This is a genomic window from Adonisia turfae CCMR0081 (genome assembly GCF_011009555.1).
Classification (GTDB): Bacteria; Cyanobacteriota; Cyanobacteriia; order Phormidesmidales; family Phormidesmidaceae; genus Leptothoe; species Leptothoe turfae.
In genome coordinates, this window is record NZ_QXHD01000003.1 from 313,598 (window position 1) to 339,757 (window position 26,160).

General features: G+C 47.8%; 22 protein-coding genes. 15 read left to right on the plus strand and 7 right to left on the minus strand.

The features are described 5' to 3' along the window. Positions 1-109: 109 nt before the first annotated feature. From DXZ20_RS02115 to DXZ20_RS02130, 4 genes are all read left to right on the plus strand, one after another. Positions 110-2,752, plus strand: a complete 2,643-nt coding sequence (locus tag DXZ20_RS02115; RefSeq protein WP_163696134.1) for an NACHT domain-containing protein — start codon at positions 110-112, stop codon at positions 2,750-2,752. Between the two features lie 77 nt (positions 2,753-2,829). Further along, positions 2,830-3,672, plus strand: coding sequence for a helix-turn-helix domain-containing protein (locus DXZ20_RS02120; protein WP_163696136.1), 843 nt, complete (start codon positions 2,830-2,832; stop codon positions 3,670-3,672). A gap of 41 nt (positions 3,673-3,713) precedes the next feature. After that, a complete protein-coding gene (locus DXZ20_RS02125; RefSeq protein ID WP_163696139.1) occupies positions 3,714-4,880 on the plus strand; it encodes a benzoate/H(+) symporter BenE family transporter in 1,167 nt (388 codons plus the stop codon). A gap of 286 nt (positions 4,881-5,166) precedes the next feature. After that, a complete protein-coding gene (locus DXZ20_RS02130) occupies positions 5,167-6,591 on the plus strand; it encodes an ABC transporter substrate-binding protein (protein WP_163696141.1) in 1,425 nt (474 codons plus the stop codon). 98 nt (positions 6,592-6,689) lie between these two features. Here DXZ20_RS02130 and DXZ20_RS02135 read toward each other — a convergent pair whose 3' ends face one another. The 3 genes from DXZ20_RS02135 to DXZ20_RS02145 all read right to left on the minus strand — a co-directional run bounded on the left by DXZ20_RS02135 (position 6,690) and on the right by DXZ20_RS02145 (position 10,102). Beyond that, positions 6,690-7,304 (minus strand): cytochrome c oxidase subunit 3, encoded by a 615-nt coding sequence (locus DXZ20_RS02135; protein WP_163669430.1) that lies wholly within the window; start codon positions 7,302-7,304, stop codon positions 6,690-6,692. Between the two features lie 81 nt (positions 7,305-7,385). After that, the gene (gene ctaD, locus DXZ20_RS02140; RefSeq protein ID WP_163696143.1) at positions 7,386-9,077 is read right to left on the minus strand and encodes a cytochrome c oxidase subunit I; all 1,692 of its coding nucleotides are present in this window, start codon (positions 9,075-9,077) and stop codon (positions 7,386-7,388) included. Between the two features lie 71 nt (positions 9,078-9,148). Continuing rightward, the gene (locus tag DXZ20_RS02145; RefSeq protein ID WP_250565432.1) at positions 9,149-10,102 is read right to left on the minus strand and encodes a cytochrome c oxidase subunit II; all 954 of its coding nucleotides are present in this window, start codon (positions 10,100-10,102) and stop codon (positions 9,149-9,151) included. Between the two features lie 638 nt (positions 10,103-10,740). Between DXZ20_RS02145 and DXZ20_RS02150 the strand changes: the two genes are divergently transcribed. The 8 genes from DXZ20_RS02150 to DXZ20_RS02185 all read left to right on the plus strand — a co-directional run bounded on the left by DXZ20_RS02150 (position 10,741) and on the right by DXZ20_RS02185 (position 20,359). Next, complete coding sequence (locus tag DXZ20_RS02150) at positions 10,741-11,676, plus strand: COX15/CtaA family protein (protein WP_163696145.1); 936 nt, start codon at positions 10,741-10,743, stop codon at positions 11,674-11,676. A gap of 255 nt (positions 11,677-11,931) precedes the next feature. After that, entirely contained in the window at positions 11,932-12,897 is a 966-nt protein-coding gene (locus DXZ20_RS02155; protein WP_163696148.1) for a heme o synthase, read from the plus strand. A 159-nt stretch (positions 12,898-13,056) separates the two neighbouring features. Then, positions 13,057-14,088, plus strand: coding sequence for an ABC transporter ATP-binding protein (locus DXZ20_RS02160; protein ID WP_163696150.1), 1,032 nt, complete (start codon positions 13,057-13,059; stop codon positions 14,086-14,088). Between the two features lie 161 nt (positions 14,089-14,249). Further along, the gene (locus DXZ20_RS02165) at positions 14,250-15,125 is read left to right on the plus strand and encodes an ABC transporter permease (protein ID WP_163696152.1); all 876 of its coding nucleotides are present in this window, start codon (positions 14,250-14,252) and stop codon (positions 15,123-15,125) included. Positions 15,126-15,139: 14 nt separating this feature from the next. Then, positions 15,140-15,766: a TRIC cation channel family protein gene (locus DXZ20_RS02170; protein ID WP_163669443.1), complete on the plus strand. Its 627-nt coding sequence runs from the start codon at positions 15,140-15,142 to the stop codon at positions 15,764-15,766. A gap of 106 nt (positions 15,767-15,872) precedes the next feature. Then, a complete protein-coding gene (locus DXZ20_RS02175) occupies positions 15,873-16,211 on the plus strand; it encodes a hypothetical protein (RefSeq protein ID WP_163696154.1) in 339 nt (112 codons plus the stop codon). Between the two features lie 275 nt (positions 16,212-16,486). Next, positions 16,487-19,684: a valine--tRNA ligase gene (locus DXZ20_RS02180; protein ID WP_163696156.1), complete on the plus strand. Its 3,198-nt coding sequence runs from the start codon at positions 16,487-16,489 to the stop codon at positions 19,682-19,684. Between the two features lie 42 nt (positions 19,685-19,726). Then, positions 19,727-20,359, plus strand: a complete 633-nt coding sequence (locus tag DXZ20_RS02185) for a hypothetical protein (protein WP_163696158.1) — start codon at positions 19,727-19,729, stop codon at positions 20,357-20,359. Positions 20,360-20,387: 28 nt separating this feature from the next. Here DXZ20_RS02185 and DXZ20_RS02190 read toward each other — a convergent pair whose 3' ends face one another. Continuing rightward, complete coding sequence (locus tag DXZ20_RS02190; RefSeq protein WP_163696159.1) at positions 20,388-21,011, minus strand: dioxygenase family protein; 624 nt, start codon at positions 21,009-21,011, stop codon at positions 20,388-20,390. Positions 21,012-21,185: 174 nt separating this feature from the next. Beyond that, on the minus strand, positions 21,186-21,815 hold the full coding sequence (locus tag DXZ20_RS02195; protein ID WP_163669461.1) for a hypothetical protein: 630 nt from the start codon (positions 21,813-21,815) through the stop codon (positions 21,186-21,188). A 678-nt stretch (positions 21,816-22,493) separates the two neighbouring features. Here DXZ20_RS02195 and DXZ20_RS02200 point away from each other — a divergent pair. After that, positions 22,494-24,344, plus strand: coding sequence for a metallophosphoesterase family protein (locus DXZ20_RS02200; RefSeq protein ID WP_163696161.1), 1,851 nt, complete (start codon positions 22,494-22,496; stop codon positions 24,342-24,344). A 271-nt stretch (positions 24,345-24,615) separates the two neighbouring features. Here DXZ20_RS02200 and DXZ20_RS02205 read toward each other — a convergent pair whose 3' ends face one another. Both DXZ20_RS02205 and DXZ20_RS02210 read right to left on the minus strand, forming a co-directional pair. Further along, on the minus strand, positions 24,616-25,005 hold the full coding sequence (locus DXZ20_RS02205) for a HepT-like ribonuclease domain-containing protein (protein WP_163669466.1): 390 nt from the start codon (positions 25,003-25,005) through the stop codon (positions 24,616-24,618). After that, positions 24,998-25,303: a nucleotidyltransferase family protein gene (locus tag DXZ20_RS02210; RefSeq protein WP_163696163.1), complete on the minus strand. Its 306-nt coding sequence runs from the start codon at positions 25,301-25,303 to the stop codon at positions 24,998-25,000. The genes DXZ20_RS02205 and DXZ20_RS02210 overlap by 8 nt, the downstream gene beginning before the upstream one ends. Before the next feature lie 206 nt (positions 25,304-25,509). On the opposite strand from DXZ20_RS02210, the gene DXZ20_RS02215 reads away from it, so the two are divergent. Together DXZ20_RS02215 and DXZ20_RS02220 are read left to right on the plus strand one after the other, a co-directional pair. Then, positions 25,510-25,659 (plus strand): hypothetical protein, encoded by a 150-nt coding sequence (locus tag DXZ20_RS02215; protein ID WP_163696165.1) that lies wholly within the window; start codon positions 25,510-25,512, stop codon positions 25,657-25,659. Continuing rightward, a complete protein-coding gene (locus tag DXZ20_RS02220) occupies positions 25,656-26,156 on the plus strand; it encodes a helix-turn-helix domain-containing protein (protein WP_163696168.1) in 501 nt (166 codons plus the stop codon). Before DXZ20_RS02215 ends, DXZ20_RS02220 begins: the two co-directional genes overlap by 4 nt. Positions 26,157-26,160: the final 4 nt, after the last annotated feature.

The following is a 26,160-nucleotide window of genomic DNA, read 5'->3' on the forward strand; positions in this document are numbered from 1 at the left end:
CAATGTAGTACGGACCTGTGCAACGTAATCTATCGAAATCCGTAAATAGCCAGAATCTCAACGTATCCTACCTTTAGAGGCTAGTTATATATATTTCTTCCAATAACCCATGGCTCTGAAGCCAACATCCCGTAAAATTCTTTTTCTGGCGGCTAATCCTAAAGACACCAGTCGATTACGGCTAGATGAAGAAATTCGGGATATTCAAGAGGGGCTCAAACTATCAACAGGCAGGAATGCTTTTGAAGTTATTACTCAATGGGCCGTGCGTACCAAGGATTTGAGGCGAGCTTTACTGGAATATGCTCCACAAATCGTTCATTTTTCTGGCCATGGGGCAGGTGAATTGGGCCTCATTTTAGAAAATGAAATGGGGCATGCAGAGCCTGTGGCAGCGACCGTGCTGGTTCAATTGTTTAAACTTTGTCCGAGTGTAGAGTGTGTGGTGCTCAATGCCTGTTATTCCCAAGTACAGGCATTGGCCATTGCCCAGCATGTTCCCTATGTGATTGGCATGAATCAGGCCATTGGCGATGTTATTGCCATTCAGTTTGCGGTGGGATTTTATGATGCCCTGGGCTATGGTCGCTCCCTGGCAGAAGCCTATGAGTTTGGCATGGCGGCGATTGCCGTTGAGCCCATTGTGATTTATCGAGATGTATCTATCCATGCAGAATCTGCAGGGGTAGCCGAGCCTGTAGCTCCCGTCTTGATTCAGTTGAAACGGGCACCGAGTTTACCCCTGAGGCAGCCCTCAACAGCACTTTCAAAAAAAGCATATCGCGATCGCAACGCCCTGCTCAATAAAGTCAAAAGCTATTGGATCAAAGGTGTCTTAGAGCATTCGCTTCACCATCAGGTGCTGATTAATTTAGGACTAGAGGAACGAATAGATCTGGCCGATCCATTTAACATTGTCCTAGGTATGGTGGAGGCTAATCAGCACGCTCTGCCTGCCAATAGCCAAATTATCGATATTTTTGATGAGCTAGGTCCTAACTGTACCCTGCTGATTTTAGGAGAGCCTGGTTCAGGTAAAACCATTACTCTATTGCAATTAACCCGAGATTTATTGACCCGAGCAGAACAGGATGTCAATCATCCCATGCCAGTGGTATTTAACCTTTCCTCCTGGAATGGGAAACAATCCATCGCGGATTGGCTAATAGCAGAACTAAACTCGAAATATCAGATTCCCAAGGTCACCGGTCAAATCTGGATAAAAAACAAAGAGATTCTGTTGTTACTGGATGGTCTAGATGAAGTAAGAGCCGATCGCCGCGATGCTTGTGTCTTTGCCCTAAACAAGTTTCAGCGTACCCAGGGTACAGAAACCGTGATTTGTAGTCGCATTCAAGACTATGAGGCACTTTCCCAGCGTCTCACAGTGCAACAGGCTATTTATATAAAACCGCTACAGCCTACTCAGACTAATGAGTATCTTAGCCACCTGAGGGCTGACCTCTCCGGACTACAGCAAATTCTAAAAGCAGATGAGGCCCTACAAGAGCTGGCAAGATCGCCACTTATGCTCAACATTTTGATCTTGGCCTATGAAGGCATTGCGCCAGAAGATTTTCCTCAAATGAGTGTAGAAGCTCATAGAAAACAAGTGTTCAACACTTATATTGATCGCATGTTAAAACGTAGAGGGAAAGATTCGCATTATTCTTACGCCCAAACAATGGTTTGGCTGAGTTGGTTGGCTCAACAGTTAGTTAAGTCTTCCCAAACTATTTTTCTCATTGAGTGGCTTGATTACAACTGGTTGCCAACTAACTGGCAACGGTGGCTATACAGTATTTTAAGTTCTCTGCTGATGGGACTTGCATGGGGACTAATTATTACCTTTAGTATTGGACAGCATTCGCTCTTGATTGGGCTCATAGCTGGGGCTCTATATAGCTTTTTCAATATCCCTTTAGTGTGGCTTGTACTGGCAACTGAACGGGTGAATTTCAACCCAAAACAAGCATTTTTGCATCAATTAGCTGGTAGTCTGTGGACTGGATTGATGACAGGTTTGAAGTTTGGAACAATAGTTGGAGTTGTCACGAATCTTCCATCCTCCCAACCGATAAGCATTTCTGCAAAAGTATGGGCAATTATAACAACTGCAGGACTAACAGCACTCTTTGTCGGAGGTTTAGATTGGTACTCAGGAGGAACCTTGGGATTGAGTTTTGTCAAACCTATCGAAGCGCTGAGGTGGTCTTGGGCAAACGCAAAAAAATATTTAATCTTCACCTTAATTGGTGTCATCCCATTTGGGGTGATACAGGGTTTAACAAATATTTTGGGAGATAACCCCATTGAAGGCCTACTCCTCGCAATGCTTGGCAGTTTCGTGGTTGGACTTTTAATCAGCTTGCGGACAGGCGCTAAGATTGAAACCCGTACTATTCCCAACCAAGGTGTTTGGCGATCGCTCAAAACAGCATTAACAACAGTACTAATACTTTCGGCTGTCTTTGTTCCTGGAGTTCACCTGTTGAGTCAATGGTTCACCGTTTTCCCAGATTTAGGGATGTTTTTTGGCCTATGGCTTGGGCTATTAATGGGGGGAACTGCTTGTATTGTTCACCTCAGTTTACGCCTCGTGTTTTATTGGCATGGGTGTATGCCTTGGAACTACGCCCGATTTCTTGACAGTGCTGTCAAATTAGCTTTTCTGCAAAAAGTGGGAGGTGGTTATATCTTTACTCATCGATCATTAATGGAACATTTTGCTCAATTAAAGTCTTCTTCTTAACCGCTGGAGGTTAGCTATGGTAGCCATTCAACAGTCAGCTCAACAAAAATTTGTTCCCGTTGCTCAGGTTTCGGAAAATGAGCACACAAACTGACTCAGCACGTCTTTGGAAAACAGACCTGCCAGGTGTTGAGCTGTTTGAAGCCCAACTTCACCAGCATCGATTTGGTAAACATTTTCATGAGGCCTATACCATTGGCTTTAATGAAAGTGGTCAAGGCTGCTGCCTACACCATGGTGAAAATCGTATTCTGGGTTCTGGTAGTTTTAATTTGATTAATCCAGGTGATATTCACACAGGGCAGGTTGCTTCAACGGAAGGCTGGGGTTTTCGCAATATCTATGTGGAGTTTTCGCAAATCGAACAGCTCTTAACCCAGTTGGACTGGCCAGGACATGACATCCCTTACTTCAAAGCACCGATCGTCAAAGCGCCCTCTGTACAGCCCATTTTTTATGAGCTGTTTCACTGTTTAACAACACCAAGTTCTCAGCTCAAACAACAGTCTCTGCTACTAGAACTGTTGTCAAAACTCTTCCAGCTCAATGCAGAAAATTCATTTATTGTTAGGCCTGTCCAACCAGAATCAACAGCGGTTGCCCATGTGCGCACCTACCTTGAAGCTCACTATGCCGACAATGTCTCCCTGGATAAGCTAGCTCAGTTAGTGAACCTGAGTTCCTATTATTTGATTCGTTGTTTTCGTCAGCAGGTGGGCTGTGCGCCCCATCAGTATCAGCGTCACTGGCGACTGATTCAGGCAAAGCGAGCGCTACGGAATGGCGGATCGCTGACTGAGATCGCAACCGACCATGGTTTCTATGACCAAAGCCACCTCAACCGCGCCTTTAAGAAAACCTACGGTGTCACCCCTGGGCAATATCAAAAGGGCAATTCCGTCCAATACGGTTGGGGGTAGTCATTTTTAACCTGGAAGCCAGTCGTGCATCTAGGGATATCATGACCTTCTTCAAAGATTTCTCACTATCTGCGGTGATTTCAGGCTTTGTTAGCATCCTGGTGGGCTTTACCAGTGCCGCCGTGATCGTTTTCCAAGCTGCACAGGCGTTAGGGGCAAACTCGACTGAAATCGGCTCCTGGCTGTGGGCCTTGGGCTGGGGCATGGGGTTGACTGGCATTATTCTCTCCCTGCGCTATCGTGCCCCCATCGTGATGGCCTGGTCTACACCGGGTGCGGCCATGCTGGTGACCACCACCGCCGATGTCACCCTGGCAGAAGCTACGGGAGCCTTTATTATCTCCGCTGGGCTGATTGCTCTATTTGGCTTTACTGGCTGGTTTGAGCGGCTGATGGATCGCCTGCCCCTGTCCCTGGCGTCAGCCATGTTAGCGGGAGTGCTTTTGCAGTTTGGCCTGAATGTTTTTACCGCGATGCAAACCCAGTTTTTAATGGTGTTTGCCATGTTTATCGCTTATCTGATCATGCGGCGCTATAGTCCGCGCTACGCTGTGATTGCTGCTTTGGTTTTAGGGATCTTGCTGGCGGGTGCTCAAGGATTATTGCAACTGGAGACTGTGCAGCTACAGTGGGCTCGACCGGTTTTTATTGCACCAAAATTTTCGATTAACGCCCTGGTTGGCATTGCCCTGCCCCTATTTATTGTCACCATGGCTTCACAGAATGTGCCGGGAGTGGCCACAATTCGCGCTTTTGGCTATCAGGTGCCCACGTCTCCCCTGATTAGCTGGAGTGGGATGGCGTCATTGATACTGGCCCCCTTTGGTGCTTTTGCCATTAACCTGGCGGCCATTACGGCGGCCATTTCCATGGGACGAGAGGCCCATGAAGACCCGGATAAACGCTACGTTGCGGCGGTGACTGTTGGGGTGCTTTATATTTTGATAGGTCTATTTGGGGCCACAGTGGTGGGTATTTTTTCAGCGCTGCCTGGCGAGCTGGTAGTTGCGATCGCAGGGCTGGCCCTCCTTGGGACCATCGGTAAAGGATTAGTCAGCGCCTTAACCCAGGAAAAAGAACGCGAACCCGCCCTGGTCACCTTCCTGGTTACAGCATCAGGCCTCAGCCTCTTTGGCATCGGTTCCGCATTCTGGGGGATATTAGCTGGCGGCTTAGCCACACTGATTGTTCGGTTCAATACACCGTGAGGCTTGACGCCATCAGCTATGCTCCTGGGAGACCATGCTATCAATATGCCTGAATAACACGAGATGACCGGTATTCATGAAAAGGAGGTGTACTTGTTATTACCTATCTCAACTTTCTAATGGTTCTAGGTGTTTCGGTAATTTGCCCATATGAATAAACTGTATGGTGTGTTAAAAACGCAAAACTTTTCGTGTATGTTGCCTTGTATTGACCTTGTTTATGAGTTAATTCATCTGCAAAAAAATAGTTGAACATTCATGACTATCTATCCCCACTTATATTGCTATGACACCCGACGGTGGAGGTGATTTCCGGAAAACGGAAACAGGCCAGGATCTATTTAGTATCAAGGTATTTTTAGTGGCAACGGGTATCCTGGGTGCTGCTTTCTTAGGACTTACGTGGATTAGTCGCGGTGAATTAGGTCTAAGCGATGGCACTGCGCAGACGCCGTCTGAAGAAGCCCAGCTTGAGCCAGCTGAGTCAGACGCGTCGAAAGGGTTTCCCAGCCAGCTGAGTCAAGGTGAGCAAATTTTGCTGGCCACGTCGGCGCTGCCCATTAAGCAGGAAGGGGCGGCAGCCATCGCTTCTGGAGACTACGGTGCTGCCGTTACGGCCTTTGAACGTGCACGTAGAGCAGATGTTTCTGACCCGGAAACATTGGTTTACCTGAACAATGCTCGCATTGGTGAGCAAGAGGCCTATGGTTTAGCTATTGTTGTCCCACTTAAGTCAGATCCCACAACAGCTTCAAGCCTGTTGCGGGGGGTGGCCCAGGCTCAGACAGAAATCAATCAGGCCGGTGGCATTCAAGGGAAATCGCTGCGGATTTTCTTGGCTGATGATCAAGAAGATGTTGCGATCGCTCAGCAAATTGCCACTGATCTCAGCGAATTCCCCGATGTTGTGGGTGTGCTTGGTCACAATACGACAGAAACTGCCAATGCTACATCGGAGATTTACACGGCCAGTGCTCTGCCCTTTGTCTCCACCAGTGCAGGTGCCAGCCCGGCCATTAAGCAACTACTGGCCAACGATTTGCCCATTGCAGATGCCTTAGCGTTTTACATGGCAAGGCTAAACCACCGCACTGCCATTCTTTTCTACGATGGCAATAGTGACTCCAGCCTTGCCTTTAAATCTAATTTTGAAAAGGCTCTTCAGGCTAATCAAGGCACGATGACAGCTGAGGTGAACCTGGCTGAATTATCCGCTAGTCCCCCCACTGAAACACCAACGGCAGAAATCTTTGTTCTATCACCAGGAGATAGTCCCCTCAAAACTGCAACGGAATCCATTGAAATTATCCCTAACGATCAGGTTGACCATTTTTATCGTCACGTTTTTGGTGGACATGAGCTCTTTAGCCCAGAGGTCTTAAATCTATTTGGGTCAATGGCTACCGGGACTATTTTGGCGGTGCCAGAGGCCCTTTATCAAAGTGCTGCATCTCCCTTTAGCGAACCAACCCAAGACCTTTGGGAAAAATCAACAGATTGGAGCACCTCTGCCAGCTACAATCTGACTCAGGCAGTGATTACGGGGCTTAAGCAGTCGCCCACACGGCAAGGCGTTCAACAGGCCATCGATAGTAATACCAATGATGCTGTGCGTTTACTTAGGGTTAGCATCAATCCCGATACTAGAACGGGGTATGAACTCCTTTCCCTTGGGGTCATGACCAAGGACGGGTTTCAGCCAGAAGGGTAGTTAACACAATCGGCTTTACAGCAAATCCCTGATGGATAGGCTATCTACCAGGGATTTGCTGTGAATTCTAAAAATTTAGCTAGCGCCACAGGTTTTAGCTAGCGCCACAGGTATAGCAGGGCAAACAAGATAATCCAAATGACATCAACAAAGTGCCAGTAAAGTTCTGTCGCCTCGATGCCAAAGTGATTTTCATAGGAGTAGTGGGCCGCCTTTCGAGAACGGAATAATACCGCCAACATCATCAGTAAGCCAAACAATACGTGCAAACCGTGAAACCCAGTCAATACATAGAAGGTACTGGCAAAAATATTGGTCGTTAGTCCAAACTCTAGATGGGTGTACTCATAGATTTGTCCACCCAGGAAGACGGCTCCCATTAAAGCCGTGATCGCAAACCACTTACGCATGGCACTGACATTGTTTTGCTTAATGGCTGTGTCAGCGTTGTGAATCACAAAACTACTGGAAATCAAAATGATGGTGTTGATCCCCGGTAGTAGTAGCTCTAAACCTTCGGTTCCTTCTGGGGGCCAGGCTGGGGCCATCAACCGAAAGCTGAGGTAAGCGATAAACAGACCGAGAAAGATCATGCTCTCGGCACAGAGGAAGACAAGCACACCGAACATTCGTAAATCGGGATGTTCATCATGGGCGTGATCACTATGGTCGACGACAACAGTATCGGCTTGGTTAACAGCTGAGCTTTGCATAGGAGGAGAGTAACAAAGAAGAATCCATCTAAACTAAATCTTTTCTAAAATCATCCCCTCCTGGGAGGGGAAAGTTATCCATTAGTGCGCATGGGCCACTGCCGCTGCGATCGCTTCTTCGTAAATGTCAGGATCGTCTTTCACCGGAATGTAACCCAGACCATAGTCATAGGGACCGGTTTTGAGTTCAGGTACCCCTTCAAAGTTTTCATGGGCCGGAGGTGATAGTGTTTGCCACTCTAACGTCAGTGCCCGCCAAGGGTTGGTCGGCGCTTTTTCACCCCAGTGCCAGCTCCAGATAGCATTGATGATAAAGGGCACCGTAGATACTGCCATCAGGTAGGCACCAATAGTGGCCAACACATTCAGGTCTGTAAACTCGGGATCATACAGGGCGACACGTCGGTTCATGCCCTGTAGCCCCAGCTGGTGCATGGGCATAAAGGTGAGGTTCATGCCGACAAAGGTCAGGATAAAGTGCACCTTGCCCCAAAATTCATTCAACATCCGCCCAGTCATCTTGGGAAACCAATGGTATAGGGCCATGTAGATACCAAAGATGGATGCCCCAAACAGAACGTAGTGGAAGTGTGCTACGACGAAGTAGGTGTCATGAACGTGAATATCAAAAGGCACCGCCGCCAGCATTACACCGCTAATACCGCCAATCACAAAGATGGCAATAAAGCCAATGGCAAACAGCATGGCACTGGTATAGGCAATCTTGCCTCGCCACAGTGTGGCAGTCCAACCAAAGACCTTAATACCCGTTGGTACCGCAATGGCCATGGTGGTGATCATAAAGAACATGCGCAACCAGGGTGGAGTACCGCTGGTGAACATGTGGTGGGCCCACACAATCAGACCCAAGAAGCTAATCACCAAACTGGAGTAGGCAATGGCACGATAGCCAAAGATGGGCTTACGCGCATGGACTGGTAGCACATCGGAAATCGCTCCAAACAGAGGTAGTACAAAGATGTATACCGCTGGGTGGGAGTAGAACCAGAACATGTGCTGATAAACAACGGGATCGCCCCCGCCTGTGGGGTTAAAGAATGCGGTCCCAGCCACCAGGTCAAACATAAGCAGAATCAATGCGCCTGCCAAAACCGGTGTACTGATCAAAATCAGCAAGGACGTAGCAATCATGGCCCAGCAAAACAACGGCATTTTGAGCAGCGGCATACTGGGCACTCGCATTTTCAAAATGGTGACCAGGAAGTTGAGCGCACCCAAAATCGATGCGGTTCCACCGATGAGGATACTCATAATCCATATGCCCTGGCCCAACATGCCATTGGAGAGACTCAGTGGGGGATAAGATGTCCAGCCAGCCTGGGCCGGTTCGAAAAAGAAGCTGGCCACTAACATGATGCCGGAGGGGGGGATCAGCCAAAATGCGATCGCATTAATTCGGGGAAAGGCCATGTCTTTGGCCCCGATCATCAACGGAATCAAATAGTTAGCAAGTCCGGCTCCCGCTGGCACAATCCACAAAAACAACATAATGGTGCCGTGGAGCGTCAGCACCCCGTTATAGGTCTCAGGAGTAATAAAATCCGGGGCCGGTGTGGCCAACTCCGTACGAATCACCGTCGCCAGCGCTCCACCGATCAGGTAAAACACAAAAGACGTCACCAAATACTGAATACCAATGACCTTGTGATCGGTACTAAAGGTAAAAAAGTGAGTCCACTTACGCTCATTACCCAAAGGTTGTTGAGGAGACGGTGAGGGATCAGGTGTTTTTACAGCCTCTGCTTGTGCCATGTGAATCGTCAAGGAAGAATTGGAAAAAGAAAAGGAACGTTCTAAGGATGGGGGGTGGGCAATGCCAACCCCTAAGGCATCAACGCCATATCCATGTGGGAATGGGGCATAGGCTCCGCTGGCATATGCAGAGAATCTTTAAAGTGAGCCAAATACTCAGTGTCGGTTTCAGCTGGTTTTTGGCTGGCGGCTGCAATGGCTGTTGAAAGGTCGATGGATCCACTAGCAATACGTTTCTGTACCCATTCGTCATACTCTTCAGGAGAATGAACGATCATTTGGGTGCGCATGCCGCCATGGTAAGAGCCACATAGTTCAGCACAGACAACCGGGTACGTACCCTCTCGTGTTGCCTTAAACACCAAAGTTGTTTTCTTCCCCGGAATCATGTCTTGCTTAATGCGAAACTCCGGCAGCCAGAACGCATGAATCACATCCTGAGCTTTGAGATTTAGCTTTACCAATTTGCCAACGGGAACATGGACCTCACCATCCACAATGCCAGTGTCAGGGTACGTCATGACAAATGCAAACTGCAGGCCCAGTACATCAATATTGAGGGTATCTTCAGCTAATTCACCGGGAGCAGGCGGTTTACCCAAACCAGACGCTGCCACCATGGGATAGCTGGATGTATCTTCATTCGATGATGCGTAGGCAAGCTGGACTGCCTTAGAGGAATGATGCTCCATTAAATTGAGACCGCCCATCTCGGTATAAATTTCAAAGCTATATACCGAGAGACCTAACACAATAATGGCTGGGATCGCCGTCCAAAGAATCTCCAGGGGAATGTTGCCCTCAATGTGAGGACCGTCGGTTTCATCCCCTTTCTTACGACGAAATCGAATCAAGGAAATCACCAGGGCACCCTCAACAATGAGAAACAGCCCGGTACCAATGGTCATCATTAAGTTAAATAACTGATCGACCTCACTGGCTTCGGTGGATGCGGCTACAGGCATCAAACCGTGGTTTTGACCGTACCAAAGACTGATCAGCGTAACGGCAACGCCGATCAGCATGGTGACAATAGAAGTAGGAATACCGTTCACGATTTGAACACTCTCCTGTGGGGTGGTCCGTTGTATAAAAATAGAATGGGTTAACGATGGAGTGGAGAAAACAGATTAAGGACGCTTATTTTTCTTTGGACACAAGAAAATCTACTTGTTCTAAAGTGCAGCTACCTAAGATAGGGTATTCTCGACAAATTGTCGGCCTCAGGTAGTAAGCTGTATCAATTCATTAACCTGTAACTGAACGTAACGTTCATGGGGTTATTGGGGTGAATCGTAGAGCAATATCAATAGAATTCAAAAGACGGATAGAAAGGATTTTCTAAAACTCCCCTCAAGGTAACGCTATCTCTTCGTAAATGACAGTCTTTGTAAAGTTGATTTTAGCTATTTAAGGATTTTCTTCAGATTCTTTTTGTCTTTGTGTATGTCAATGTGGCTAAAAGCCCTGAATAACAAGTGTTTCTGGAGTTTTTGCCTGATGGAGAAGACGTTATCATTTTAAGGAAATTTTATAAATCACACCAAACGAGAAGAAATGCTAAATGTATTTCATCGAAGGTAAAAAAATTTTCTACTCTGTAGAGAAGTGTTTCTGTTAATCGGTTTCAACTTCTCAATTTCTTAAGAGAGTTTTTAGATTCATGGCTCATTCCTCGTTATCCGCTCTCCATGCAGACAGTGTCTCTGGGTTTGATCCAGTGCGTTATCTGCGCCGCTGGGTGTGGAAAATGGCTATAGCAACTCTAATATTGATGGCCATTGGCAGTGCTACTCGTGTGATGAATGCAGGGTTAGCCTGCCCAGACTGGCCACTGTGCTATGGGCAAATTGTGCCTAGCCAACAGATGAATTTACAAGTATTTCTAGAATGGTTTCATCGCCTGGATGCTTCGCTGATTGGCCTGATGGCCATTGGTTTAGTAGTACTCGCTATGCGGTGGCGTGAATCCTTGCCAAATTGGGTACCTTGGGCAGCTTGTTTTGTTCTTTTTCTAGTTATTTTCCAAGGTGTTTTAGGTGGTCTTACGGTGACACAGTTGTTGCGGTTTGATATTGTTACCGCCCATTTAGGGACTGCACTTTTGGTGTTTTGCACTCTGTTGGCCATGGGAATGGCACTTTTGCCCTATCAGGCTAAGGGAACTGCTGGTAAATTATCCTGGCTGAGCGGCCTAGCGGTGGTATTCGTTTATGCTCAAAGCTTGTTAGGTGGTTTGGTTGGTTCCCGCTGGGCGGCCCATCAATGTTTTGGGTTGGCGGAGTTATGTAATGTTGTCAACGCCCACCTGATTGGCATAATTCCTGCTAGCCTGGCAGTAATTTTATTGGCTGTTTTTGTCTGGCGCACGCCTGCTTTGGATAATGTGTTGAGATCGCAAGCTCAACTTGCTTTTGGGCTCCTGATTCTCCAGCTCATTCTCGGCCTTGCCACCTTCCGACTTCATCTGCAGGTTGAGACCCTAACGGTCTGTCATCAAGCCGTAGGTGCTGGTTTATTAGGCACCTTAGTTTGTTTTACTGTCCTCTCCATAAGGGATAGATTCTTTGAAAGCGGCCCCTTGTTAATTAAGTCTTAGTTTTTTTTGAGCTTTGCTCTTCTCAGCTGACTGAGTATTTTGAGTGGTACGCGGTCAGATTTTTTACGCGACGCTTTTGGTGTCAACACTGATCGTCAACAAATAGATCGTCAACAAATAACTCAAAACTAAGATATTGATGCTGTTGCTGATTTAGGGGATGCATCGATCTTGCAGACTTGTCCTCAGCCAGTATTTTCCAGATTAACGTCTCCTTTCTCCTACGGACTCCTTCATACTCTTTTTTGATCCCTTATGCAGCCCTCCAATATTGCTTCTCAGGTTCACCACGAGAACATTAATCAAGTCTTTCGCAGTTATTATCAGCTCACAAAACCTCGCATCATTCCTCTACTGTTGATTGAAACAGCGGCTAGTATGTGGGTGGCCGCGCAGGGGCATCCAAACTTACTGCTGGTGTTAGTCACACTGATCGGCGGTTGGCTGGCAGCAGCATCTGCTCAGGTCATCAACTGTGTATATGATCGCGACATTGATTACGATATGGAACGTACTCGCGATCGCCCAATTCCTTCCGGGCGGATTCAAGTACGGGATGCACTGATTTTTGCAGGGCTACTCGCGCTGTCATCTTTTACCCTATTGGCTGGATTTGCCAATCTGCTGGCGGCCTGTTTGGCGATGGCCGGTATTGTTGTTTACATCGGTGTGTATACCCACTGGTTAAAGCGGTCTTCACCCCAAAATATTGTTATTGGTGGTGCTGCCGGGGCGATTCCTCCCATGGTTGGCTGGGCTGCGGTTACTGGCCATATAGGCTGGGCCGCCTGGATCTTCTTTGCCATCGTGTTTGTATGGACACCCCCTCACTTTTGGGCACTGGCCATACTGATTAAAGATGACTATGCCAAGGTGAATGTGCCCATGTTGCCAGTGATTGTAGGTAATGAAGAGACTGCTAAGCAAATTTGGCTCTACACCATTCTTTTGGTGCCCGTGACGTTACTCATGGTGTGTCCGACGGAAGCTTGCGGTTGGCTATATGGTCTGCTGGCACTATTGCTGGGTGGGTTATTTCTACAAAAAGCCTATGATTTAAAGCAGTGCCCTTGCGATCGCGACTTGGCTCGAGGTGTCTTCAAATATTCCATCTTCTACATGATGCTATTGTCAGCAGCTATGGTGGTGGATAGCCTGCCTGTAACACGGTACACGGTGCAAGCCCTGGTCGGTTTTTTGGGTGGCACTTTCATTAGCTGATCGGCATTGCTGATCCTCGGGATGACTGTGATCCTCTACAGGACACTCGGCCTCACCTGGCCAAGATTTCCCAACTCAAGCTGATACCCTAGGCTACGAATCACAATTACAATGTAGTGTGATTCGTCAGCCCCAAAGGGCACCTACGTGAGGTTTAGGATGTCGCAGCCGCCTGCAGTTGTCATTGAAAGCCTTCAAAAACGCTATGGCGATGTCTTAGCGTTGAAGGATGTATCGCTACAGATTGAACCTGGAGAAATCTTTGGTTTACTTGGCCCCAATGGTGCCGGTAAAACAACGACGATTCGCTGTCTGTGTACCCTGGCATTGCCCGATGCTGGCAATCTGGAAGTGATGGGGATATCAGTTATCCAGGATCCACGGCGGGTGCGACAGCGACTGGGCTATATCGCTCAAGAAGTTGCTCTAGATAAGGTCCTGACCGGTCGAGAGCTGCTGGAGTTGCAGGCGGCAATTTATCATCTGCCCACTAAACTGGCCAAATCCCGCATTGACCAGATGGTTGAGTTGCTGGAGTTAACCGACTGGGCTGATCAGAAAACGGGCACCTATTCCGGTGGGTTAAAAAAGCGTCTGGACTTAGCTGCTGGTTTGCTGCATCAGCCGGATGTATTAGTTTTAGATGAACCGACAGTGGGTCTAGATATCGAAAGCCGCTCAGCGGTATGGCGATTTTTGCGCCAGCTACAGGCAGCGGGTACAACGATTTTAATTACTAGCCATTATTTAGAAGAGGTTGACGCCCTGGCAAATCGAGTCGCCATTATCGATCAGGGTCAGGTGATCAGCTCCGGTACCCCTGCCGAGCTTAAGTCTAAAGTCGGTGGTGAGCGCATTACTCTACGCATCCGGGAGTTTACTCCTTTGAATGAGGCAGAACAGGCCAGTCAGATGCTTCAGGAATTGCCTGTGGTGCAAGAGGTGATCGTCAATAGCGCCCAAGGGAATTCCCTAAATCTGGTGGTAGAGTCTGAGGCCGATGCTCTAATGACAGTGCAAAAAGCCCTCAAAGAGGCAGGTTTACCCACCTTTGGCATTGCCCAGTCGCAGCCTAGCCTGGACGATGTGTACCTGGCGGCAACGGGGCGCACCATTATGGATGCGCAAATGGCCGCTGCTAGTAAGCGGGATATGAAAAAGGAAATGAAACAGCAAAATATGAAACGTTAGCGGGTAGTTTTGAGTTTTTAATTTTGAGTTGGATCTATCCCATGTAGGTATAGTCCAAGTAAAAGGATACTCACGCTTAGGCTCAAAATTCGCTACTCTGACCTCATACATCCAGACAGATAACTCAAACCTCAAAATTTAGAACTTATAGCTATAGATAGATGAGCAGTTCCAGTATTCAAAACAGTCAGCTACAGCAGTGGAAAGATGATGCGATCGCAGCCCCTGGCCTCAGCGAATTTATCCAAGAAACCTTAGCTCTAACCAAGCGCCTATTTATTCAGCTACAGCGCCGACCCTCTACACTGGCGGCTGGCATTATCCAGCCTTTGATGTGGCTGATTCTGTTTGGTGCGTTGTTCCAAAACGTGCCCCAGGGATTGTTTGGCGATAGTGTTAACTACGGACAGTTCATTGGAGCTGGCATCATCGTATTTACGGCTTTTGGTGGGGCACTAAATGCTGGATTGCCAGTGATGTTCGACCGAGAGTTTGGCTTTTTGAACCGGTTGCTAGTGGCTCCACTGGTGTCTCGATTTTCCATCGTGATTGCCTCAGCGCTGTTTATCGCCGCCATGAGCATGGTGCAAACCGCTGCCATTGTTGGCCTCAGTACATTTCTCGGTGCGGGGTTGCCCAGTGTTGCTGGTTTAGGGCTGATGGTGGCCATTATTTTAATGCTGGTGCTGGGCGTAACCGCCTTTAGTCTAGGGCTGGCATTTGCGTTACCGGGGCACATTGAGCTGATCGCCGTTATCTTTGTGACTAATTTGCCGCTGCTGTTTGCAAGTACAGCATTAGTGCCCCTATCATTTATGCCCCGCTGGCTCAGCATCATCGCCAGCCTAAACCCCCTCAGCTATGCCATTGAGCCCATTCGTTACCTTTATCTCCACAATAACTGGAGCTTTAGCAACATCGTCATGCAGGCTCCCTGGGGTGATATTTCCATGGGTACGTCCATTTTGCTGCTGGCCGTTTTTTGTAGTGGTGCCCTAGCGTTGGCGTATCCATTGATTAATCGCCGTATTGCCTAAGCTTGGTATAGACAGTGATTCTGCATATTCTAGATTTAGTGGGTGTTGCTGTCTTCGCCATCAGTGGAGCCTTAGCAGCGGGACGCAAGCACCTGGATTTGCTAGGTGTGGTCGTGATTGCAGTGGTCACAGCCATTGGTGGCGGGACTGTACGGGATATTTTACTAGATCGGCATCCGGTCTTTTGGATCGAAAGGCCAGTGTATCTATCTGTAATTTTAGGATCAGCGTTGCTGACGGTGGTCTATACCAAATTTTTTAGTCCTCCCCATAAATCCTTGCTAGTCGCCGATGCCTTTGGACTTGCCTTATTTTCCATTAGCGGTGCCCAAATTGCCGAACAGGGCAACCTGGCAGCCTTACTCGTGATCGTCATGGGCACAATTACCGGTGCTGCTGGTGGCGTTCTGCGGGATGTACTGTTGGTGAATATTCCAGTGATTTTGAGGCGAGGTCGAATTTACGCAACCGCTGCCATCGTCGGCATTATGGTTTATCTGGCGTTACAAAGGTTGGGTATGGTGCAGACCTGGGCCGCTCTGGTGGGGATGACAATAGTCGCTGGATTGAGGTTGGCTGCCATTATTTGGGGGTTGATGCTACCAATTTTTAGCCTTTCGGATCCCCCACTAGAGCATTAGCCCAGTTAGCCAATTAAAAAAATTGCCTACAGGTATATCAACCCTAAATAGTCTTGCTAAACTATGGGCATAATGCATAGCAAATAAACTCACAGTAACCTTTCCTATGGCAAGCATCCTTAAAAATGTATTCGCTTCTGTAATAGGTCTAGGTTTGATCCTAGGTTTTGCAACCGTTCCAGCACTAGCTCAATCCAATGGTGGGTTTGAGGATTTAAGCGGTGATTCTGATAATAATGAAGTGTTCGGTGGTAGCGGTGTTAGTTTGACTGACCTGCTAAGCAATGCTCGTCGCGCCGATGGTCTAAGTCAGGGTGAGTTTAGCCAAAAAACCGATCGCGATATTGACGAAGCCGCTGCTGATTTTCGTCAGCGTCAGCAGGAAGCCATTGGCACCCAGCAAGGTGGTGTGGTAGGCACACCTGAGTTGGAAGAGCAGCTTTAGTCTTTAAAGGGAAATAGGGCATAAGCAGTAGGGAGCAGCCTACTGCCTAGGTGAAATCCTTAGATAAAGAAGCCTTCGGGGGTAGCATTGCTACCCCCGTTTGTTTTAAGAAAACGACTATTGCCAAGCTTGAAATTTCCCCCCATTGCCCACTCCCCATTCCCTATTTCCCAAAATTTCAAGCCGATACAGCACCAGTCCTGCGACACTTTCCGGTTATGGCCTAACATTGGTTAGTTAGTCATTAATATCGCGCTCAAGGTACCCCTAAGGAAATGACCGCCCCTAATTTATCGAGCCAGTACGATCCTTCCCAGACCGAATCCAAGTGGCAGTCCGCTTGGGAAGACAATGCTGTATTTAAGGCCGATCCAGACCATGGTGGCGATCCATTTTGTGTGGTGATTCCACCACCGAATGTCACTGGTAGCCTACACATGGGTCATGCCTTTGAGAATGCATTAATTGACACCCTGGTACGCTACCAGCGAATGAATGGGCGTAATACCCTGTGGTTGCCAGGAACCGACCATGCCAGTATTGCGGTGCAGACCATTCTTGAAAAAGAACTGAAAGCTCAGGGCAAAAACCGTGAAGATGTAGGCCGTGAAAAGTTTTTAGAGCGGGCCTGGCAATGGAAAGAAGAGTCTGGCGGCACCATTGTTAACCAACTGCGCAAGTTAGGTGTATCGGTAGACTGGACCCGTGAGCGGTTCACTATGGATGAAGGCCTATCAAAGGCTGTATTACAAGCGTTTACTAAGCTCTACGAAGAAGGACTGATTTATCGCGGCAACTATATGGTTAACTGGTGCCCTGCCAGTCAGTCAGCGGTGTCCGATGTTGAGGTTGAAAACAAAGAAGTAGATGGTAATCTCTGGCATTTCCGCTATCCATTGACCGATGGGTCTGGCCATGTGGAAGTTGCTACCACACGTCCCGAAACCATGCTGGGTGATACGGCAGTAGCGGTTAACCCGGAGGATGAGCGCTATCAAGAGATGGTGGGTAAGACGCTAACGTTACCGTTGGTAGGTCGTGAGATTCCAATTATTGCTGACAACTATGTGGACAAAGAATTTGGGACCGGCTGTGTCAAAGTGACACCGGCCCATGATCCCAATGACTTTGCCATGGGTGAGCGCCACAATCTGCCCATGATCACCATCATGCATAAAGATGGGTCGATGAATGAAAACGCAGGCCGCTTTGAAGGCCTTGATCGGTTTGAAGCGCGTCAGCAAGTTGTTGCGGCTTTGGATGACGTGGATGCGCTAGTGCGTATAGAAGACTATAAGCATAGCGTTCCCTATAGCGATCGCGGCAAGGTGCCGGTCGAACCGCTGCTATCTACCCAGTGGTTTGTCAAAATTCGTCCCCTGGCCGATAACGCTCTGAATGCGCTGGATAATCATCAGTCTCCCCGGTTTGTTCCTGAGCGTTGGACCAAGGTATACCGTGATTGGCTGGTAAATCTGCGCGATTGGTGTATCTCGCGGCAGCTATGGTGGGGGCACCAGATTCCTGCCTGGTATGCTGTGAGTCAAACCAATGGTGAAATTACCGACACCACACCATTTTTTGTCGCTGAGTCAGAAGCAGAAGCTCGCGCTAAAGCAATTGAACAGTTTGGCGAAGGCGTGCAGCTAAAGCAAGATCCCGATGTTCTTGATACCTGGTTCTCCTCCGGTCTGTGGCCTTTCTCAACCATGGGCTGGCCCGATGAAAATGCCAAGGACTTCCAGGCTTACTACCCCACCACCACCCTGGTCACCGGGTTTGACATTATCTTCTTCTGGGTGGCCCGTATGACGATGATGGCGGGACACTTTACCGACACCATGCCCTTTGAAACGGTGTATATCCATGGTCTGGTGCGGGATGAAAAAAACCAGAAGATGTCCAAGTCCAAGGGCAACGGCATCGATCCGCTGGTGTTGATCAATAAGTACGGCACCGACGCTCTGCGATACACCCTGATTCGTGAGGTGGCTGGCGCGGGTCAAGATATTCGCCTGGACTATAATCGCAAGACTGATGAGTCATCTTCGGTGGAGGCGTCTCGAAACTTCACCAATAAACTGTGGAATGCCTCTCGGTTTGTGATGATGAATCTGGGGGGCAAAACTCCAGCGGATTTGGGTGAGCCTGAACCTACCAAGTTAGAATTATCAGATAAATGGATTCTCTCTAAGTTTAACCAGACCATTACAGATACCCGAGAGTATCTCGACAAATATGGCATGGGTGAAGCTGCCAAGGTGCTGTATGAGTTTACCTGGGGAGACTTTTGTGACTGGTACATTGAGTTGGTGAAACCCCGTCTTTATGGAAAAGATGAGGATTCAAAGCTGGTGGCACAACAGACGCTAGCCTTTGTTCTTGACGGTATTCTCAAGCTGTTGCATCCGTTTACACCCCACATCACTGAAGAGGTTTGGCATACACTGACTCAGACGGGTGAGGATAGTTATCTGGCGGTGCAGCCCTACCCCACCGTGCGACCTGAGCTAGTGGATGCTGAGTTGGAGAAAGACTTTGACCTACTAATTGGTACTATTCGCACCATTCGTAACTTGCGGGCTGCTGCAGGTGTCAAACCTTCGGCCAAAATTGAAGCGATTCTTAAAACCGATGATGCCAATGAAGTCCGTATTCTGAATGCAACTCAGGTGTATCTCAAGGATGCGGCCAAGGTTGAGACGCTAACAATTGGTAGCACCACGTTGACAGCAAAGACCTTAGCGGTGGCAGAAACTGCTGGTGAAGCAACATCGCCAGATACCTCTAACGATTCCGAGAAATCTGAGTCTGGTGAACTACCAGAAATTGACTGGGCGGATGGTATAGATGCAGTGCAAACTCTTCTAAAGCATCCCCTCGGCTATATGGGACAGGCATACAAAGCCGCTAAAAAGCCTGCATCTGTTCTACTGTTTCTGGGGTTAAGTGCTCTGGGGTTGAGATTGGCGGCAGCTGTGATTTCTGGCATCAATACAGTGCCATTCGTTGGTCGATTTTTCCAGATGATTGGTGTGGGTTACACGGCTTGGTTTGGTGGTCGCTATCTGCTAAAAGCGGCCAACCGTCGACAGCTTTGGGATAACACAGTTGGTCTCTGGGATGAAGTGGTCGGTACCTTTAGCAAGGATGAGAGTGCGCCAGAATATGATGCAGAACTCACACAGAAGCTTGTAGGCATCAGAGACACTCGACAGATGTTTGCCGGTGTATTTGGTACTGTGCAGGTGCTGATTCCGCTGACGGGTCTGGTGGATGTGGATGCGCTGAAGCAAAAGATCGAGAAGTCTCTGGCTAAGGTGGAAGGGGAAATTAAGTCCATCAATGGTCGTTTGAGTAATCAGGGCTTTGTCGCTAAGGCTCCTGCCCATGTGGTTCAGGAAGCTCGGGACTCTCTGGTTGAAGCAGAGACCCAGGCAAAACTGCTGAGAGAGCGGTTGGCAATGCTGTAATTGTGTTGTTCCAGCTGTTGTTAATTACAGAGGCATAGGCGTATGGCGCACTTCCCAAGGTTTAAGTACGGTGTGTTTTTACTCGGTGCAATAACATTCTTGGGCAGCTGCGCAGCCGCTTCTGGGCCAGCTGATCGTCAAGACAGTGTTGATCGTGTCGCTGATGACGTACAAGTGCAAGATGAATTGGTTCAAGAGGATATAGCTGCTGAGGGTGCGATCGCACTAAACCCCGACTCTAATCCTGACAAACTCAATCCAGTAACAAAAGCCCCCTCAGTTGCTAGCCAACCCGTTTCTACCGATAGTGGCCAGGTCTTATTTTCCTGTCATACCGCTGAGGATAAGCTGATTGCCCTATATGACCGGGATACCGTCATCAAGTATGTGTTTGGCCCGGAAGAGCAGCCCGAACTTGTACTCGACGTGCCTCGCGAGGAAGCATCCACATTTCAGTGGCAGGGGATTGGCCGGTATGAAAATTATTCCATCAGCATTCCTAATAAAGACACGGTTTATATAGTGTCTTGGGCACGGGATCGTTTAGACATTAATCAACCGGCTGAGGCTGGCGTAAGTGTCGAAATTGATGGCGAATATATCACCACCGTAGACTGCGTTTCGGATATTATTCACAACATGATCGGCGTGGATTTATCGCCGACACAGCTTTAATCAAACCAGCTAAACTTAATTACAGTATCTAAGTTGTTTCCAGGACAAAGTTAAAGGCAGCTTTTTTACGACCATCGCTATCATCTACAGCCATTAAAAGAGCTGGGTTAAAGAGAAAATCTCCCTGATTGGCAGGCTCCCCTGGAAAGTAAAGCTGAGTGGTAAGAATAGGTTGATTGGGAGCTTGTACCTTGATATGGAAATGACGGGTGCGCCCAGGGTAAATACCGGGCACGATGGTTTCAATGCGGTAGCGTCCATCTGTGTCTGTAAACTGATGACCGCGAAAGGTGTAGCCACGATTGTCGTATTCACCTTGGTTATTGGTGTGCCAGCAGTCTACTAAAGCACCAGCAACGGGCACACACTGCGACGAGAGCACCTGACCTGTAATTAACACGGGCGTGCCCGGCAACCCTGGCTCTAATAAAGATTGGCGTTCTGGGGAATCAGGGGTATAAAAAGGACCTGCGGTTTGGGATGGTGTGGTTGCATCATGACCGCAGGCGGGGGTGGGTGACAGAGCCTGGGCCGTCTGATGTGTAGTGTTTTTGGTCAATAGTGAGCGGCTACAGGTGGCTGATAGAAATGAAACGAGGGTGGCAGGGCCGATTTTCAGAAGCGTGCGACGATTTAACCGTGTATTAGGCATGAGGGACCACCATGGTTTCGGTATTTGATTTTATGGTAAACCTGGATTTTCCAAATCGACTGCCTGTAGCCATAGTTAATCCTTCTAACCATTAAAAGCATTGGTTAGAGGGACATGGGTAGGTGCGATCGCACCTTATATTCGATCAACTGTCACTTTTCGCGAGCAGTGTCTCTACGATGCTGGCTGTTCTCCTAACTCTTCAGCATCTCCAGCCGCTTCTGTGGAACTTTCCGTTAGATTGGTGCCTTCATTGGTATCCAATAGCATCTCAGCTGTTGGAACTCCTGTTTTTTCCTTTTGGAACAAGGCTTCTACGCCATCTTTCCAGTTTTGATATAGGTTACTGATCCGGGTTCTCCATTTCTCACGATTCTGTTCTGCTTTTTGTGGAAACCAGGAGAAGATTAGCAGGTCAAGTACAAGCTCTATACTTCTGACTACGGTCAATATAAAACCTGTTAGGAGTTTGTAATGGATTAAATAGTAAGGTGTAAAAAGAACTGCGGAGAACCAGAGAAGATTATCAAAGACTTCTTTATCTAGATTAAAAGAGATGCTGACGTGAACACGTAAAAGGGTGTACCACAAGGAAATAACAACCAGAGTGCTGACGGTAAACCCTATAAATCCTTCGGTTTTCTGCCATAGGAACTGAACTAAACTCTTTGCTGTTGTCCAAACGACACCTGCCAGTGCCAAGGCTAATACACCGTAGGTAGCAATATTTGTCCAGTCAAATTCACTAAGGTCACCGAACATTGAGATGTCGATCTGCTGCAGCCAATCAATTAGAGATTCCATAATTTTTCGTTCCTTGGCAAGGATGCTTAACGTTGCAAGATAAGGAATTTTCAGCGTTGCCTTTCATCGATAGCGTAACGTCTACATATCGTTCTGTAACGTACGGTTTTCACCATCTATCTGGCCTTTACCTACAGCATCATCTGAGTAGATTCCTGCTTGATTTATGATGTTTCTGACTAAGACTTGTTTGAACGTTTGCCAATCAGTGGAGTGTGTTTCATTCCGATGTCCACCTCCATCATGCAGAAAAATTTTCTAAATGGTTCCCTTCGACTCCGCTCAGGGAACGGCGACTGACTCTCCTCAGGGAGTAGAAATCTACTTGGAACTAACTATTCGCTCCCCTCGACTCCGCTCGGGGAGCACCACCAAACTTTTTGTGAAGGCAAGCCAACAGACAGGCTAACCGCGTAAAGTTTCCTTGAAGATAAGCTTCTCTTAAAAGAGAAAGACCAAGTTAATCAACTTCAGTTAATCTTTTATTAAAGTTCTTCTCATTTGATCTTCATTACTGGCGTATTTTTCGCCCGCTGAGAAGCCTCCTTCCAGCCTTTACCGCTGCTGGGATGAACCGATCTGGAAGATGCGCTATTTAGCCATGTCTTTCAGCTGAAATCATAGTTCGGATCAGCAATGCCCCTGATTTAAAGAACATCACATCTATCCCTTGAGCTTATGCCCTCAAATCGTTTTAAGCTGTTTAGCCATGCTCTGTTAGCAACGCTAAGCACGAGCCTAATGGCTGTCTTGCCCGCCCAGGCAGCCACCTTTCGTGTAAACCCCTATTTGCAACAGCCGTCTTCCGACGGCATGTACTTCACCTGGTTCACTGAAGCAGACATTGCGGGTACCCTCACGATTACTGGGGCTGATCTCACTACACCCCTCACATTCACTAGCAATCCTTCCTTAGAACCCGTTTTGGCTTACACCAATGCCGAAAAGGGTCAGGAAATTGGTGATCTGGGGCAAGGTTCCTGGTTACTGGGTGATAATAACTACAAGCACACGATTGATGTACGTGGCTTAGCACCCAACGCCACTTACGATTACACCGTTGCTCTGGGTGACAATGTATTCAACTCTACCTTCAAAACAGCCCCCACTGCAGATGATTGGGATAGCATTCGCTTTATTACCTTTGCCGATAGTGAAACTCAACCGGCAGGTCGTCTCATTGGTCGTGATTGGCAGCAGGGGGCTTTAGCACCAGGGTCAGCAGCTCGTCCCGATCCAGAGAGCAGCCTGTGGGCTGAGACCTTTGGCACAACCGGTACTCGCCTCCGCTATGCCCTGACTGAAACAGGAGGGTATGCGGCTAACCTCGCTATTGTCAACAGTCGTCAGCCCGACTTCTTGATGATGCCTGGAGACCTGATGCAGGGTGGCGGCTATCAGCCTGGCTGGGATGAGTTCTTCCGTCACAATGCGGGTGAGTTTGATAGTGGTTTATCTGAGTATCCATTGCTGCCTGCCCTAGGCAATTGGGAGAACTTTGGTGCTCTCAATGGTGGCTATGGTATTGATGCTGATGGTCGCTTTGGGCCTAAGTTTGGTCGTGATAAGTTCCACACGTACTTTGATGCGCCTGATAATGGCACACCTGAGCATCAAGACAACTACTACCGCATTGACTACGGCCCGATTACTATTCTCACTTTAGATAGTTCTAATGGTGAGCCTGACGATACCCGCGATAACTATGGTGGCGAAGGCCAGCCCCCGAAAATCAGCGGTCTGGAATTTACTGGCCCCGGTACTGATACTCAGCAAAATTATACTCGTGAACAGTATGAAGCGTCGGGTGGCACCGACTTGGCTGACTTTAATCCTGGTAGTCCCCAGTGGAATTGGGTGATTGAGCAGCTTGAAGATGCCCGTGCCCAGGGTCAAATCATCTTTGCACAGTTCCACCATGCCCCTTACTCTAGCGGTACCCATGGTTTTGCGATGAACCATGAGCTTTCCAGTGGTCAGGGGGGAACGCCCTTGCGTCAGTACCACCCCCTATTTGAAGAGTATGGTGTTGTTGCTGTTTTCTCAGGCCATAGCGAGATGTTTGAGCGCAGCTTTGTTGATGAAGATGGCGATGGCGTTGGCGTGCAATACTACGATGTGGGTGTGGCAGGCGACGGTCTGCGTGGCGAAGTTCGCACAAAGGATGGCCAACCCTTAGGGTATAACGCTTTCAGCCAATGGACGGCTGACCAGGATGAACCCGAGCTATGGCAAGAGGTTGATGGTGTTTTACAGATCATTGAAGGGGGTAAGCACTACGGCCATCTCGAAGTTAATCTTGAGCGTCAAGGAGAGAATACGACAGTCACCTTTACTCCGGTGTATAGCTTTCCGCTGCTTGACAGTGACTACAGTTTGCTAGGCACTGAGCGGCGTGTGTACAGTGATGAGATTTCACTGTTGATTACCTCAGAAGGGACTATTGCTCCGGTGCCTGAGCCGGGTATAGTGTCTGCGCTGGCACTATTTGGTCTGTCTGCCCTAGGCATTAGGAAGCGTCTTCACTAGGGCTTAGCATCAGCAAATAAATCATAGTAAAAACCAAGCAATGGTATGGCTGAAAGCCTTCTTTTGCTTGGTTTTGTGTTAGTTTTACCAACCATCATTGTCAAATCACATCTGGACCATCGCAGGGAGTTTGCACAAAATCGTGTCGAATAGGCCTGCAACCCCTGATTTCTCATTGAAAATCAGTGATTTACACAAAAATCCAAAGACTCTCGGATTTACCCAGGGAACCATTTTAATGTACGTCCTAGATACCAATCAAATTAGACATTTAGCCTGAGGAACCTGCGTCTTTATACTCTTCAATCATCTCCTTGATCACCAAAGCAAGGTTAGGAATATCATTCTGACAGATATCAAAAATCTCGTCTGCATCTAGATCAAAATAATGGTGTGACAAAATATCTCGCACACCCTTAGCACCTCTCCAATTTACAGAGTCATAACGCTCTAAAAAAGCACCTTGTGTTTTGGCATCGATATTCTTCAGATTTTCTCCAATCGCAATTAACATCATGCTAATGCCATCTAGCATATCCAAACCATGATCGCTATCAAGAAAATCAGCGGCAGAGCCAATACCTGAAAATCTTCGCCTAATGCGCCCCAGAGCCATATCAATCTGGAGTAGCTTTTCATAAATCAATACTCGATCAGACATAAATTACATCCTGATCGATTCTACGTTTGAGATAAGGATTCATTCGTTCCCGATAACGCACCACATCTACGGGCCTATCCAAAAACTTTTCTAGTTCTTCCTTGATGTTGACCCTTATAAAAAGGTTAGGACGCTTCATTTCCAGGACAATATCCACATCACTACTCTCAGTCGCCTCACCTCTGGCAACCGAGCCAAAAATACCCAGCTTCGTCACACCGTATTTTTCCTTCAAAGTCGGCTGTATACGGCGTAGAAGGTCTAAAACCTGACTACGTTCAATTACCTTTGTCTTCATTCCATCACCTCCATAACTTTTATTGTATCGTTCTCGGCATCCCCTATCCCTTACTGCCCATGCATTACAACGCTAATAGCTTTTTAGCTTGATCGCTTACTTGATTACCTACTTAATCGACACCTTACTATGAGCCGTCCCAAGCCTCTAACTATGCACTGCCAAAGCATCGCTTATCATAGAGGCTAAGCTGCTTATCCTTCTCTATGGTTCAATCCGACATCAGAACCAAGCTCCATCCCCTAGAAAATGGCGATCATCTCAATCGCTACGAATGTGAGCATCACTACAATGCCACCCTACACCTCCAGAAAGCAGAACTGATCGAAGGCCACCTCCATGGGCAGCTCAAATGACTGTCAAGCCTGGTAGCAAATACTATCCGCTGTTTGAGCATTTGCAAAAATGCAACGAGGATGCAATTACGCTTACATTTGCCAAAATCGAAGCGGTGTTGGATAACACCTTGCCCACTTCAGCATTTAACAAAAAAAATTGGTGGAGCAATCGTGATAGTTTCAGCGCCCTTCAGGCCAAAGCCTGGGTTCATGCTGGCTATCACATCGAAACTGTTGATCTAGCGCAACAAACAGTTACCTTTCGTAAATTTCAGGCAGAATACAACATTCAGAAAAAGGATGGGGCTGTTGTTTGGCAACAGGATGCCATTAAGGCCCTGCGTAAGCACATGAGCCTGACCCAAGCCCAATTTGCCCAAGAGTTAGGTGTGCGTCGACAAACGGTTAGCGAATGGGAAAACGGCGTCTATGATCCCGATCGCTCAAAAACAAAATTTCTAGAACTGATTGCTAAACAATCCAATTTCCAGAAAATGTTGTCAGAACAACAATAGTTGT

Excerpts from the sequence above, each read along its gene's own strand:
- DXZ20_RS02115 (WP_163696134.1), top strand. The coding sequence starts at position 110 with ATGGCTCTGAAGCCAACATCCCGTAAAATTCTTTTTCTGGCGGCTAAT.
- DXZ20_RS02120 (WP_163696136.1), top strand. The coding sequence starts at position 2,830 with ATGAGCACACAAACTGACTCAGCACGTCTTTGGAAAACAGACCTGCCA.
- DXZ20_RS02125 (WP_163696139.1), top strand. The coding sequence starts at position 3,714 with ATGACCTTCTTCAAAGATTTCTCACTATCTGCGGTGATTTCAGGCTTT.
- DXZ20_RS02130 (WP_163696141.1), top strand. The coding sequence starts at position 5,167 with ATGACACCCGACGGTGGAGGTGATTTCCGGAAAACGGAAACAGGCCAG.
- DXZ20_RS02135 (WP_163669430.1), bottom strand. The coding sequence starts at position 7,304 with ATGCAAAGCTCAGCTGTTAACCAAGCCGATACTGTTGTCGTCGACCAT.
- ctaD (WP_163696143.1), bottom strand. The coding sequence starts at position 9,077 with ATGGCACAAGCAGAGGCTGTAAAAACACCTGATCCCTCACCGTCTCCT.
- DXZ20_RS02145 (WP_250565432.1), bottom strand. The coding sequence starts at position 10,102 with ATGCTGATCGGCGTTGCCGTTACGCTGATCAGTCTTTGGTACGGTCAA.
- DXZ20_RS02150 (WP_163696145.1), top strand. The coding sequence starts at position 10,741 with ATGGCTCATTCCTCGTTATCCGCTCTCCATGCAGACAGTGTCTCTGGG.
- DXZ20_RS02155 (WP_163696148.1), top strand. The coding sequence starts at position 11,932 with ATGCAGCCCTCCAATATTGCTTCTCAGGTTCACCACGAGAACATTAAT.
- DXZ20_RS02160 (WP_163696150.1), top strand. The coding sequence starts at position 13,057 with ATGTCGCAGCCGCCTGCAGTTGTCATTGAAAGCCTTCAAAAACGCTAT.
- DXZ20_RS02165 (WP_163696152.1), top strand. The coding sequence starts at position 14,250 with ATGAGCAGTTCCAGTATTCAAAACAGTCAGCTACAGCAGTGGAAAGAT.
- DXZ20_RS02175 (WP_163696154.1), top strand. The coding sequence starts at position 15,873 with ATGGCAAGCATCCTTAAAAATGTATTCGCTTCTGTAATAGGTCTAGGT.
- DXZ20_RS02180 (WP_163696156.1), top strand. The coding sequence starts at position 16,487 with ATGACCGCCCCTAATTTATCGAGCCAGTACGATCCTTCCCAGACCGAA.
- DXZ20_RS02185 (WP_163696158.1), top strand. The coding sequence starts at position 19,727 with ATGGCGCACTTCCCAAGGTTTAAGTACGGTGTGTTTTTACTCGGTGCA.
- DXZ20_RS02190 (WP_163696159.1), bottom strand. The coding sequence starts at position 21,011 with ATGCCTAATACACGGTTAAATCGTCGCACGCTTCTGAAAATCGGCCCT.
- DXZ20_RS02195 (WP_163669461.1), bottom strand. The coding sequence starts at position 21,815 with ATGGAATCTCTAATTGATTGGCTGCAGCAGATCGACATCTCAATGTTC.
- DXZ20_RS02200 (WP_163696161.1), top strand. The coding sequence starts at position 22,494 with ATGCCCTCAAATCGTTTTAAGCTGTTTAGCCATGCTCTGTTAGCAACG.
- DXZ20_RS02205 (WP_163669466.1), bottom strand. The coding sequence starts at position 25,005 with ATGTCTGATCGAGTATTGATTTATGAAAAGCTACTCCAGATTGATATG.
- DXZ20_RS02210 (WP_163696163.1), bottom strand. The coding sequence starts at position 25,303 with ATGAAGACAAAGGTAATTGAACGTAGTCAGGTTTTAGACCTTCTACGC.
- DXZ20_RS02215 (WP_163696165.1), top strand. The coding sequence starts at position 25,510 with ATGGTTCAATCCGACATCAGAACCAAGCTCCATCCCCTAGAAAATGGC.
- DXZ20_RS02220 (WP_163696168.1), top strand. The coding sequence starts at position 25,656 with ATGACTGTCAAGCCTGGTAGCAAATACTATCCGCTGTTTGAGCATTTG.